Here is a 12,984-nt window from a genome sequence, read left to right on the forward strand (position 1 = left end):
AAGCTTTACACTAATTTTGTAAACTTGGAAACAAATTTACAATTCTCTAGTATTAGAAAAAACATTATGAATACCGAAGATAGAGCACGGGAATTAATGGCACAGCAACGCCATCATGAAGAAAATTTACAAGATGCCATGCGAAATCGTACTGAAGCAGAAGTTCACGATTTTCCGGCGGAAACTGCTACCCAAGAAGAGGCGAGAGAATTACTAGCACAGCAACGCCATTATGAGGAACACTTGCAGGAGACTATGCGAAATCGGGCAGAATCTTAAGTAAAACTTGCGTCTAACTCAGAAAAAATTTGCCTCAGGTTATGGGTATCGTTTCTAACTGTGTTACAAAAGGATAAGCGAGCAAGCAACTTTTTCACCTTTGACAATGGCAAAACTGAGTAGCATATTGCACCACAGGAAAGATTGTATCAAGAGCCTTGTATGCTTCTCCATGAGGAGTGCTTGAGATGGGGCAAAAGCAAATCAAGTTTCTTGGCAGTCCATTCACTGGTGACGGACAGATGGGTGTTTTGATGCGTCAGTTTGACTGGGCAAACACTGTGCTTGGTCCTGTCAAACATTGGTCTCAAAGCTTACGTACAGCTGTTAGTATTTTGCTCAACTGTCCGCATCCCATGTTTGTTTGTTGGGGACGTGAGTTTATTATTCTTTACAATGATGCGTATGTTCCATTAATTGCAAATAAGCATCCTCACGCACTCGGTCAAAAAATTCCTCACGTTCTACCAGAACTTTGGTCTGTCATGAGACCGATAGTTCAAGAAATCACGAACACCAGAGAGCCCGTGTCTTCTCAAGAAATACAATTGTTTGCAGACCTCAAGGGCTATTTAGAGGAGATTTACGTGACTTTCTCCTGCAATCCTATCTGTCATGAAAGCGGTGATATAGAAGGTATTTTTGTTAATTGTACGGCAATAACCCCAACAGCGATCGCTCAAAATGGTACCGGCTTTCTTCTAAAAGAAATCAGAGAATGCGCTCCCTTGACGCTATGCGATCGCAAGCCAATCGAAACATTGTCGCTTGACAGTGAAGAGCGATTGCGATTGGCGCTCGAAGGAGCAGATTTGGGAATGTGGGATTATGACTTGATAACAGGACAATTGCTCTGGTCAAATCGCTGTAAAGCCATGTTTGGGTTAAATCTTGACACCAAGATGAGCTATGAGGTGTTCATTAATACCATACATCCACAGGATCGCCTACGGGTGGAGCAAGCTATACAGCAAGCTATTACAGGACAAAGCAAATACAACGTTGAGTGTCGTGTTCTTTGGGCAGATGGAAACGCTCATTGGCTTGCATTTCGGGGACATGCTTACCAAGATGAGAATGGCACTCCGGTTCGCATGGCTGGCGTGGTGTTAAATATTACTGCACGAAAATCTGTAGAGCAACAACTATACCAAAGTCAAGCGCATTTAGCAATGGCTCAACGGGTCGCCCAAGTAGGGAGTTGGGAGTTTGATATAGAGACACAGAAAGTAAGTTGGTCAGAAATTACGTTTCTCCATTGGGGAATTGACCCAGAGCGAGGCGAACCAACTTACCTCGAACTACTCGAAAGAGTTTATCCTGAAGATCGCGAAATTTTGCAAAAATCAGTTGAACGAGCCATTGTTGAAGGTGTTGCTTATGCTTTTGATATGAGGATTTTCCTAAATGATGGTTCGATTCGATATCTCGATTCCCGTGGAGAACCGATATTTAACGAGAAAGGACAAGCAATCAAACTGATTGGAACATCACTCGATATTACCGAGCGCAAACAGACTGAGTTAGCTTTGCAACAGGCAAAAGAAGCAGCAGAAACAGCGAGTCAGCTTAAGGATGAATTCCTAACTATACTCTCTCACGAACTCCGTTCTCCACTCAATCCAATACTAGCTTGGTCCCAGGTTTTGCGATCGCGGAAGTTGAATGAAGCAACCACGGAGCGAGCCTTGGAGACAATTGAACGGAATGCCAAATTACAGACTCAACTTATTGACGATTTACTAGATATGTCTCGTATTCTTCAAGGTAAGTTGAACTTAAATATTAAACCAGTAAACTTAGTTTTTATTATTAAAAACACGGTTGAATTGATTCGTCAGCTTGCTGAAGCTAAAGGCATTCAAATTCAAACTGTATTGGACTTGAAAACTTGTCAAATTGAGGGAGACTCAACCCGGTTACAACAAATTATTTGGAATTTGCTTTCAAATGCCATCAAATTCACACCTGAAGGAGGACAGGTTACGGTTAACTTAGAATATTTAGACTCTTATGCCCAAATTCAAGTCCGCGATACAGGACAAGGTATCAGCCCCGAATTTCTCCCTCACGTTTTTGAACGCTTCCGTCAAGAAAGTACCTCTACAACCAGAAAATATAGTGGATTGGGACTTGGATTGTCCATTGTTCGCCATTTAACAAAACTACACGGCGGTTCCGTACAAGCAGAAAGCCCAGGACTCGGTTTGGGAGCAACATTTACAGTCGAGTTACCCTTGATAGTGACCGATTCCAAAGAAACTGCCAAGGAAGAACAAATTAAGACACAAATGAATTTTAACGGTCTGCGTGTTTTGATTGTTGATGATGAAGTCGATTTACGGGAACTGATAGCCGAGTTATTGGAGGATTTAGGAGCTACTGTCACTGTCGCATCATCAGCACCCGAAGCGCTGAGAGTGTTCGAGCAACAAACACCAGATCTCCTGCTTTCTGATATTGGTATGCCTGAGATGGATGGGTATATGCTAATACGTCAGATCAGACTTTTGCCATCAGAACGGGGAGGAAAAATACCAGCCATTGCTCTGACTGCTTACGCTGAAGATTGCAACCGGGAGAAAGCGATCGCAGCAGGATTTCAAATGCATATTGCCAAGCCAGTAGAATTACGCGTATTGCTTGAAGCAATTGCAACTTTAGTAGGGCGATAGTTGTCAGGAAATGAAAAATGGCTCAAGTGCCTTCTTCAAAACTCAAAAAAATTTGTTTTACTACAGTTAAGTGATAGCAATAATGAAGTGCCATGTTGAGTCAATTACCAAACCGCATCACCAGTTCCTCTTGGTGGCAACTTATGAATTGGATTGCCGATCCACTCGGATTTCAGGACAGATACAGCCAGAAATATGGAGATATTTTTACCATGGAGCTCGGTGGGCTCGGAAGCTATGTCCTCGTTGGTAATCCCCAAGTAATTCAAGAGATTTTTAATCAAGATAGCAAAAATTTTGATGTGGGACGTGGAAACGCACTCGCAAAACCTATTATCGGGAAAAACTCTTTGATGTTGTTCGACGGCGATCGCCATCGACGAGAACGAAAATTATTAATGCCTCCCTTTCATGGGGAACGCTTACCAATTTACGCCAAGCAAATTTGCCACTTGACAGAACAGGTTGCGAGCCAGTGGCTTGTCGGTCAGGCTTTTGTCGCTCGGACTGCCATGCAAAAGATTAGTCTGGAGGTGATATTGCAAATCGTCTTTGGTTTGAGCGAAGGGGAACGCTATCAACAACTTAAACCCCTACTGACTGATTGGCTCAATATGACCGATTCTCCGCTCCGCTCCAGCATGCTATTTTTACGGTTCTTACAACAAGATTGGGGAACTTGGACTCCTTGGGGACGCATGAAATTGCGACAGCGCCAAGTTCACGACCTACTGATTGCAGAAATTGAGGAAAGAAGAACGCAGGGAAATTCAGGGCGTGGCGATATTCTCAGCCTGATGATGGCAGCACGGGACGACCAAGGTCAACCAATGAGCAATGAAGAATTGCAAGATGAACTGCTAACAATTTTATTTGCCGGACACGAAACAACTGCCACAACACTTGCTTGGGCTTTCTATCAAATTCACCAACATCCAAACGTTCTGGAAAAATTGCTACAGGAACTAGACAGTTTGGGAGAAAGTTCAAACCCCATGGAAATCGCTCAGCTTCCCTATTTAACTGCGGTGTGTCAGGAAATACTGCGAATGTATCCTGTCCTTCCCGTACTTTTTCCACGCATTGCCAAATCACCTATAAAAATTGGGGGATATCATTTTGATGCTGAGACAACCCTAATGCCAAGTATTTACCTCGTCCATTATCGAGAAGATTTATATCCTAATGCCCGACAGTTTAAACCAGAACGCTTTCTTGAGCGCCAGTATTCTAGGAGTGAATATTTTCCTTTTGGCGGTGGAAGTCGGCACTGTTTGGGATATGCTTTAGCTCAGTTAGAAATGAAACTTGTTATCGCAACGATTTTATCAAAGTATCAACTTGCCAATGCGGACGATAAACCAGTTAAAGTTCAACGTCGCGGATTTACCCTTGCTCCTATAGGTGGGGTTCGGATGGTGATGACTGGAAAACGGTAACCGGGCGAAGAGAGCAGACTTTTTGATTTGGAAGCCGTCATAACTCGCGATTGAGCAAACCTAGCTCCTGTTGCAATCGATACAAGATTGTATTCTGTTCCACTTCCGAGAGAATTTCTTGAATCACCGTACTTGCTCCCAACTGTCCCCAAGAACAGCCTCTTTCCAAGTACACTTGTGCTGCTTTCCCCACAGCGTATGCTCCATAACCGGCAATACCTGCTTGAGCGATCGCCGATCCAGCGTAAGCAGTTACATTTATGGGATTGTCTCCTGAAGCAATAGCAGTTGCACTTTTGCCCAAACCCAAAAGCACGCTACTGCCTATTTCACCTAGCAACAAACCACCAGAACTGAATAAAATTGTTTTTAAAACTTTCCCGGCTTCATAACCCGTCATGGGCAAACCATAAAGGCGTGCGAGCGAGCGAATTAAAGCCAAATCCGCAATAGTTCCACCAAGAATATCTAAAAAGGCAATAGGATTGAGACCAACAGTTAAAGCTTTGTATTTGGTATACCGCCAAATCAGATCTTCTGCTTCTTCCTGACGTAATTTGATGGTTTTTTCTGCGATCGCTTCTTCTGCATCCCGTGCTTGAATCAGTGCATTTAGAGCCAGAAGAGAACGCCCTTCACGGTTGAGGATTTTCAAAATTGTTTCTTTAAGTTCTTCTATTTGTGGTGGTGGAGTTTCCCATTCTTGCGTGACTCTACCATCTGTCCACTCCACGCGAACTTCCATTGGTGCGGGTTCTGCAGCCACCATAACAATTTCATCAGGTTGCAAAGGAGCGTTCTGAAAGCTTCCGCTACCCAACTGTTGCAAATTCTTATAAATCGTTTGTTTGTCTGTATCCGGGTACAAATCTATCTTATTGAAGACCAAAATTAAAGGTTTTTGTGATTGTCTTAATTTGCACAATGCTTGATATTCAGTACGAGTAATATCACCTGAGACAACAAACAAAATCAAATCGGCTTGCTGAGACACTTCCCGTGCCATTTGTGCCCGTAATTCCCCCTCTATTTCATCCAATCCTGGTGTATCAATTAACTCTACTTGTACTTTCCCCCCTGGATTCCAATGTACGGAACGGGGGTATTGTGTTACCCCATTCAAGGGACCTGTTTGCAAAATCTTTTGTCCTAGCAAAGCATTTAGGACTGCTGACTTACCGCGACTAACCAAACCAAAAGCAGCGATGCGAATCACATTGTTGTCCAATTTGTTGAGAGTTGAGGTCAAGATTTCTAACTCTGGTTTTACCAACCCTGCTAATTGCGACTTTGATTGTGACTGTCCGGCTTTACGAAGATGTCCATACCAAGAGAGTGCTTGTCTGAGACTAGCACGAGCGCGATTTAAGTGAGTTTCCTGTTGATTCTTTGACACTGCAATTGGGATTGGCGATTGGGGATTGGCGATTGGGGATTGGCAATGAATTTTTCAGTTCCCACTTTTTACGCACTATTTTTAAGATAGTAGGTAATTAGGTAAGAGAGCAACTCATGGCAGTGAAAGACATATAGGATAGGCAATGACCCAACCCTCTGTTTTCACGACAGTCGCAATGAAAGAATTTCATCACCAATCATGCAAATCCCTCTTTCTCACTCCCTTTTTCAATACAGAGCCTCAATACTTTCATTTACAGGCTCCGCCTGAGGACGAGAAATGCTTGGAAAAGCCTACATTTCTTGACAGAATTTAACTTTATCCTTCTGTAGAAAGTTCTTCTACTTCAAATCTCCACACTATTCCTCTATCTGTAGGACGTTGAATGCAGATTTTGGAATTGTTTGACAGTAGCTTTAAGCGTTCGAGAAATTGGGGAAGAGTTTCGACAATCTGCGGATAACTATCCATGTCATGACAAAGAATTACCAATGTCATAGTTCCGGAGATCGTTTCAACGTACCACTGAGTAAGTGATAGCAAAGCCTGCTGTGTGGAGTCGCAGAGTTCGTAGAAGCGGTTCCTAGAAACTTGTTCTAGGTGCCTGTGCAATAATTCATCAAATAATGTAACCTCGACAGGAGGCATATCATCTGGAGGAAGAAAGGGTAGATCCATCATGAAATCCTTCCAGTATTCATTGAAGTGCAAGATTGAGCTTTTTATCACCTTCGAGTTTTTATCAAATTTAAAACTCCTTGAAGAGGAATGATTGAAAGTTGCTTAGCCCCTAAATGGCACAGTAGCCGTATACTAACTATCAAATCTAAAATTTTCAACTTAATCTGTACGAACGCTTACATTTCACAAATTTAGTTGGTACGCTAGCATAACATAATGAACTATAATATTCTCTATTTTCATAGTTTGAATTGAGAAACCCTTGCTTAAAAGTATTATTTCTATCTCCTTATTTTACTTACTTGTAGCTTGCAATACTAGTACAAATGAGCAACGTTTTCAAAATTGTTCCTATCTTAAAGAAAAGCTAGGCAAAATTGTACTCGATTTTCAGAAGAAGCACGATCGCATCCCCTCTTCGTTTGAAGAAGCACATAAAGATACCCAAGTCATTCTTCCCAATCGCGGGGATGCATTTGGTAATCCCCTAATTTATCGCAAGACGGGAGAAAAATCTTTCTACTTTCTCTCTTATGGAGTCAACGGGAAGTTAGAAAATGGTCAAGGGGATGATTTAAAAGTTACTTATGATAAGCATTGGCAAACTTCATGCGTTGAATTGCGATCGCAATTCTGAGTCGAGCCGCTTTCAATAATTTTGTTTTATAAAAATCGCTTAGTTTATTTAAAAAAAATATTAATGTATTGGAAACAAACAACTATCTCTTACGTCTAACATAAAAAATCCACCATTATTCCCAGATAAAGGAATGATGGAGGATATGCTAGATTCTGCAAAGAAAAAAAGAAATAGAGAATTGGTAGCTGCACTATTGGCGGTAAAATCTTGAGTTTAAAGCATCATTAAAACTAGTTTGGAGGCAAAAAGGTAAAAGACAACTATGTTTTGCTGCACTTTAGTTGTTTTACGTCAAAATCAATTGGGGTGACATTGAGTGCGTTGTATTCCTTCCTTGGCTTAAGAAGTGTGATTGACTAACAGATAGTAAAGGCACTTCTTGCCGACAGGATTGACAAAACCAGTAAACTCCTTGATGACGCACGTGTCGTAACAAAGAATTACCGCAGCAAAGACAACTATGAGTCGTCGTTCTCATCTTGATTCTCCTTGTCACAAAAAGCTTGTAAAGTCTGAAGAAAGAATAGAGTGTAAAGGATAAAGGATGAAATAATTGATTTTTCATGCCAAGCTTCATCCTTTAAATGACAGCTTTATCAAGCAATTGACGTTAATGAAGTTCTAAGAGTTGGAACTCGTCCGTTTCTCTCATTGCGATCCCTGAGGATTTTTTCATAGACCGCTACATAACCGTCCACCATTTGAGTTACGGTAAAGTTATTTTCCACGTGTTCTCGGCAGGTATGGCGATTTAATTCCAAAGCCGCCGGAATCATTGTCGCCATTTCTTCGTAGCTTTGGCAAACAAAACCTGTTTTGCCATGAGCAATAACTTCTGGTACGGAACCCATATCGATCCCAATCACTGGCGTACCAGCTGCCATTGATTCAATCATCACTAAGCCAAAGGGTTCTCGCCAAGTGATAGGAAAGAGAGTAATAGATGCATTGCCCAGAAGCTCTACTTTCGCAGCATGGTTTACCTCACCGAGAAATTCAATCTGCTTACCATCGATCTGCGGGGCAATCTCTTTCTCAAAAAACTCTTTATCTACAACATCAACTTTTCCTGCCATTTTCAAGCGCCAACCAGTTTTCTTTGCTATGGCGATCGCGTGCTGAGGTCCTTTTTCTGGAGAAAAGCGCCCTAAAAAGGCAAGATAGGGTGGCTGCGCTGGTTGAGCTACAAATTGGTAGTCACCTAAATCAATTCCGTTGTATACGGTACTTGCATAGTTTAGGTCTATTTGGCGTTGGGCGTTGCTAATACTAATGTATGGTTGCGTTCTATGAAGAGTATATACTTTGCTGCTGTCACGGGTAAAATTGCCATGCAAGGTATGTACTGTGGGGGTTGACACCATGCTTGCCAAAGGCAAAGCCCAAATTCCTACATGGGAATGGATAATGTCGAATTCCGCCGCTTGTTGGTAAACGTGGCTAGCTTCTAGCATCTCGTACATCATACCCTCTCTGATGTCCGGGTCCAGGCGCAAGGCGCGAGGACAAATTGCGTCTAACTTAGCCAGTGTTTGCGAATCGCCTGAGGCAAACAGAGTCACATCGTGACCCCGACGCACGAGTTCATCGGTTAGACGACTCACTACGAGCTCTATTCCTCCATAAGTAGAAGGTGGAACCCGTTCCCACAAGGGGGCTACTTGAGCGATTTTCATAAATTTCCTTGGTTCAGCTGGTAAAGTGGTCGTTGGACAAGGGTTGAGATACTTTTGCTTTAGGTATTCATTCCTCCTCTTCCTAAGGTTGGAATTAACCGCATACGCCATATACGACGCTTCTTGGTTAATTTAGCACCCTTTATGAGCCACCTCCAAATTGATGCTGACCAGCTAAAGTGCAGCTTCGTGTACTGTATTCTTAAAATTTCACAATCCACATCTATCTTAAGACATATATAATTATATCTTATATATTTCTGGGGATCAACCTATCTTATGAAAAAAACTTTGGGGATCGATTGTGGAGGGTAAGTGTTTGGTGGGTAGTTATTAGTAGCAACCATCACAACCAATTATCAATCCTTCGGTTGCGCCAGTCGCCAGGGCGTGGAAAACTAGCCTGCAGCGCTGGTCTCACTACTAACGACTAACATTTGGTACGCGTTTCCCTCCCAATGCATCCACAACAGTCTCAGTATTTGACTGCATCATTTTGATGTAGGTATCGCCCGGACTTCCTGGCGCACCAATAGAATCGGAATAGAGTTCGCGAGGTGCTAATTTGACCCCTGCTTCTTGAGCAACAGTTTTTATCAAAGCAGGGTTGATTGTTGTTTCTGCAAAGATTGCAGGAACTCCTATCTTTTTCACTTCTTCTACTAGCCGCTTGACTGTTTGTGCGCTGGGTTGTTCCTCAGTACTTATACCAATTAAAGTCCCCGCAATAGGTATTCCATAAGCAGACCCGTAGTATTGAAAAGCATCGTGCGTTGTAACTAGCTTGCGTTTATTTGCTGGGATCGTCTGAATTTGGGCTTTTATCCAACCGTCCAACTGTTTTAACTCCTCCGTCAGTTTTTGCGCGTTCTTGGTAAATTCTTCTTTGTCTTCAAGTGATAGCTCAATCAATGCATCCCGAATGGCATTAGTCATTGCGATCGCATTTTTTACATCACCCCATACATGTGGGTCTGGAACTGTCCCTTTAGATTTTTCTGTTAACTGTAAAGGTTTGACCACCTCACCCACTGCGAACTGACGGGTTTTTCCCGCAGCAGATTTCATAAGTTTGATCAATCCCGGTTCTAAATTGTAGCCGTTATACAAAACCAAATCTGCTTCTTCCATCACCCTGGTATCTTGTGGAACAGGCTCGTATACGTGAGGATCGGTACCCGGTTTGAGGATTCCTATCACCTGAATTTCATCTCCTCCCACTTCCCCCGCAAGATTGGCAATGATGGTACTAGTCGCTACGACCTGAGGCTTATCCTTTTTGGAAGTGTTAGAGGTTGAATTCTGTTGGCTACAACTAAATAAGATACAAGAGAACAGCACACTTAAGCCAATTTTAGGTAAAAAATGTAACTTAGTTCTAACCGGAAGGCTGACCTCTCTCTGAAGTATTAGTTTCATTTATGTCAATTATTATTTCTCTTTATAGAGGTTTTCATTTTTCTTTCATTTTTATAGTAATCTCAAGTAAGCAAGTATTTAAACACAAGATGAAAACTGCCTCTTTTCAACCAGAATTCCCATTATTTAGGAAAAATACGGGTGAAAGGCCCAATCTAGAAACGCACTACGACCCAACTATAGACACAGTGGATAGCGTGTCTTCACAAGGGAGTGATGTAACCGCAGCAATCCATATTTCCCGATTGGGGGTGTACTATCGTGCAACAGAAGCCCTGAGAGATATTAACTGTGTTGTAAAACCGGGGCGACTGACAGGAATTTTTGGTCCTAACGGTGCAGGTAAAAGTACGCTGTTAAAAGCCATGTTGGGGTTGGTTCCGTCCCACGGAAGCGTGCGGTATCAAGAAAAACCTCTCACACAGCAATTGGAGAAAATTGCTTACGTACCCCAACGAAGCCAAATAGATTGGGCGTATCCCGCTACTGTTTGGGATGTCGTAATGATGGGAAGAGTCAAAAAAACAGGATGGTTTCGCCAGTTTTCAACAGTCAGCCGCCAAGTCGCAAAAAGTGCGTTGCAACGTGTGGGTATGAGTGAATATCGCAACCGCCCCATTGGAGAACTTTCTGGAGGACAACAACAGCGAGTCTTTTTAGCCCGTGCTTTAGCGCAAGAAGCAGAAATTTTTTGTTTTGATGAACCTTTTGTAGGTATCGATCAAAAAACTCAGAGAGTGATTTTTGAAGTTTTCCAAGAACTTGCTGCAGCACAAAAAATTATCCTTGTTGTTAACCACGACTTAGGGGAATCTATCACCCATTTTGATGACTTAATTTTATTAAATCAGATATTAATAGCTACAGGTTCCCGACAGCAAGTGTTGACTGAAGAAAATTTGTCCCGCGCCTATAGCGGTCAAGTCATGTTTTGGAAAGATGCAGCGTAATTAAGAAATGTGATAGTGGTTAATGGTTGGTGGTATTTAACCAACAACTAACAACCAACAAATAACAACCAAAGATTAATTATGATTCAAGCCTTAATTGAGCCTTTACAGTATAGTTTTATGCAAAGGTCGCTGATTGTTGCCATTATAGTCGGTTTGTTGTGTGCTATTGTTGGCAGCTACTTAATGGTACAACGATTGGCTTTATTGGGTGATGCTATCAGTCATTCGGTATTACCGGGACTGGCGATTGCTTTTTTGTTGGGAGGTAATATTTTTGTTGGGGCGTTTGTTGCTGGTGTCCTCAGTACTATGGCTATTGCTTTTATTAAAACGCGATCGCCTATCAAAGAAGATGCTGCCATGGGGATAGTTTTTTCGGCGTTTTTTGCCCTAGGAATTACCCTGATTACTGTCATTCAAAAAGATAATAAAATTGACTTGAACCATTTCCTTTTTGGAAATATTCTTGGTGTAACTGTTGAGGAAGTGCGCGATACTTCTATTATTGCAGCTTTAGTTTTACTCGTTATTGTTTTAGTATACAAAGAACTTTTGTTTTATACCTTTGACCCCTTGGGTGCAAAAGCAGCAGGATTACCAGTAAATCGCCTGAATTTTGGACTTATGGTAGTTATTGCTTTAACAATTGTTGCTAGCATGAAAGCTGTAGGTGTCATTCTAGTATTATCGCTTCTGATTACACCAGGAGCTACGGCTTATTTATTAGTAAAACGCTTGCATCAAGTGATGATTTTGGGAGCAGTTATAGGGGTATTTTCTAGTATTACTGGAATGTATCTGAGCTATTTTTATAATTTTCCTTCGGGACCGGCAATTGTGTTGGTTGTATCGGGATTATTTATGTTGGCGTTACTTTTTAGTCCCAGACACGGCATTTTTACTAACATTGGTAAAAGACACCTTTTAGGTGCGGAGAGATAAAACTTAATAATTAAGAAACTGAACTCTACTGTACGCTCATGCGAGTAAAGTTCAGTTGTTTGCCATATTTATGAAAAATCCACGGTAAACCTTGGACTTCAGACAGTTAAGCTTTGCTGAAATTTCTGTTTCTCTTTGACCATAAACCAGCCCCACCAACTAAACCTACACCAAGTAGGAGAGAGGGTTCTGGTACCCTCTTACGGTAGTCATATGTTACTTTGACACTCGCTTTGGCATAGGTATTAACGTAGGATGTGATGTTACCAGATCCCTGGACTGTTGATTTTGCATTAGCTGTGAACAAAAAATCTAAATTGTTATTACCGATAAATGACTGCAAAAAGCTGCTATCTGTGTACGTTTTGGTACCAGAAGCGCTGGTAGTTAGACCCTCTAGTGTCCTTCCAGAAGTGCCAGCAAAATCAAGTATGCCATCAAATTTGGTAACATCATATTTGTAAGATTGTTTCGGATCTAACTCAAAGATGCTCGTACCACCAGTTGTCTGTAACTGAAGCAAACCGGAAAGGTCTACTGTTATTGTACGCGGTTTTGCGTCTCTGCTTTCAAAACCTGCATCTCCTGTAAGGTCACCAACAAAATCAATCTTGACACTATTGAGTATGCCCCAAGATGGTTTAAACTTTTGGATACTCAAAGGAGCCTTGAAGATGTCTGTAACACCGTATCCAGCATAAGGTGCAGCATCATCTACAGATGGTTTGTATTCTGTAGTGAACTCCAGAATATCTGCACGAGCAACTCCGGTAGTTGCTACAATGCTTGTTATTGTGATTGCGAGAGCAGGGGTTAATACAGCTAAAAACTTAGTTTTCATACGTTACAACTTGGAAAAACTGTGTTGCCAATACCTCCTA

At 41.8% G+C, this 12,984-nt stretch carries 12 protein-coding genes; 6 read left to right on the forward strand and 6 right to left on the reverse strand.

Features of this window, described 5'->3' with window-relative positions; genetic code table 11:
* Positions 1–66 precede the first annotated feature (66 nt).
* The 3 genes from HC643_RS11220 to HC643_RS11230 all read left to right on the forward strand — a co-directional run bounded on the left by HC643_RS11220 (position 67) and on the right by HC643_RS11230 (position 4,393).
* Positions 67–279, forward strand: coding sequence for a hypothetical protein (locus HC643_RS11220; RefSeq protein ID WP_038072556.1), 213 nt, complete (start codon positions 67–69; stop codon positions 277–279).
* A 188-nt stretch (positions 280–467) separates the two neighbouring features.
* Complete coding sequence (locus tag HC643_RS40800; RefSeq protein ID WP_050045679.1) at positions 468–2,954, forward strand: PAS domain-containing hybrid sensor histidine kinase/response regulator; 2,487 nt, start codon at positions 468–470, stop codon at positions 2,952–2,954.
* Positions 2,955–3,046: 92 nt separating this feature from the next.
* Entirely contained in the window at positions 3,047–4,393 is a 1,347-nt protein-coding gene (locus HC643_RS11230; protein WP_038072558.1) for a cytochrome P450, read from the forward strand.
* Between the two features lie 37 nt (positions 4,394–4,430).
* Here the strand turns inward: HC643_RS11230 and HC643_RS11235 are convergent, their stop codons facing one another.
* Complete coding sequence (locus HC643_RS11235; protein WP_038072560.1) at positions 4,431–5,789, reverse strand: GTP-binding protein; 1,359 nt, start codon at positions 5,787–5,789, stop codon at positions 4,431–4,433.
* A gap of 321 nt (positions 5,790–6,110) precedes the next feature.
* A complete protein-coding gene (locus tag HC643_RS11240) occupies positions 6,111–6,473 on the reverse strand; it encodes a hypothetical protein (RefSeq protein WP_038072613.1) in 363 nt (120 codons plus the stop codon).
* A 262-nt stretch (positions 6,474–6,735) separates the two neighbouring features.
* On the opposite strand from HC643_RS11240, the gene HC643_RS11245 reads away from it, so the two are divergent.
* Positions 6,736–7,110, forward strand: a complete 375-nt coding sequence (locus HC643_RS11245; RefSeq protein ID WP_038072562.1) for a hypothetical protein — start codon at positions 6,736–6,738, stop codon at positions 7,108–7,110.
* Positions 7,111–7,399: 289 nt separating this feature from the next.
* Here the strand turns inward: HC643_RS11245 and HC643_RS41325 are convergent, their stop codons facing one another.
* From HC643_RS41325 to HC643_RS11255, 3 genes are all read right to left on the reverse strand, one after another.
* Positions 7,400–7,591: a hypothetical protein gene (locus HC643_RS41325; protein WP_072040740.1), complete on the reverse strand. Its 192-nt coding sequence runs from the start codon at positions 7,589–7,591 to the stop codon at positions 7,400–7,402.
* Positions 7,592–7,709: 118 nt separating this feature from the next.
* Positions 7,710–8,789, reverse strand: a complete 1,080-nt coding sequence (locus HC643_RS11250; RefSeq protein WP_038072564.1) for a glycosyltransferase family 4 protein — start codon at positions 8,787–8,789, stop codon at positions 7,710–7,712.
* Positions 8,790–9,212: 423 nt separating this feature from the next.
* A complete protein-coding gene (locus tag HC643_RS11255; protein WP_038072565.1) occupies positions 9,213–10,208 on the reverse strand; it encodes a metal ABC transporter substrate-binding protein in 996 nt (331 codons plus the stop codon).
* Between the two features lie 89 nt (positions 10,209–10,297).
* Between HC643_RS11255 and HC643_RS11260 the strand changes: the two genes are divergently transcribed.
* The gene (locus HC643_RS11260; RefSeq protein WP_082051688.1) at positions 10,298–11,158 is read left to right on the forward strand and encodes a metal ABC transporter ATP-binding protein; all 861 of its coding nucleotides are present in this window, start codon (positions 10,298–10,300) and stop codon (positions 11,156–11,158) included.
* Positions 11,159–11,239: 81 nt separating this feature from the next.
* On the forward strand, positions 11,240–12,103 hold the full coding sequence (locus HC643_RS11265; protein ID WP_038072567.1) for a metal ABC transporter permease: 864 nt from the start codon (positions 11,240–11,242) through the stop codon (positions 12,101–12,103).
* Between the two features lie 106 nt (positions 12,104–12,209).
* Here HC643_RS11265 and HC643_RS11270 read toward each other — a convergent pair whose 3' ends face one another.
* A complete protein-coding gene (locus HC643_RS11270; protein ID WP_050045680.1) occupies positions 12,210–12,944 on the reverse strand; it encodes a choice-of-anchor E domain-containing protein in 735 nt (244 codons plus the stop codon).
* Between the last annotated feature and the right edge of the window lie 40 nt (positions 12,945–12,984).

Origin of the sequence: Tolypothrix bouteillei VB521301 (assembly GCF_000760695.4) — a bacterium.
GTDB classification, from domain to species: domain Bacteria; phylum Cyanobacteriota; class Cyanobacteriia; order Cyanobacteriales; family Nostocaceae; genus Scytonema; species Scytonema bouteillei_A.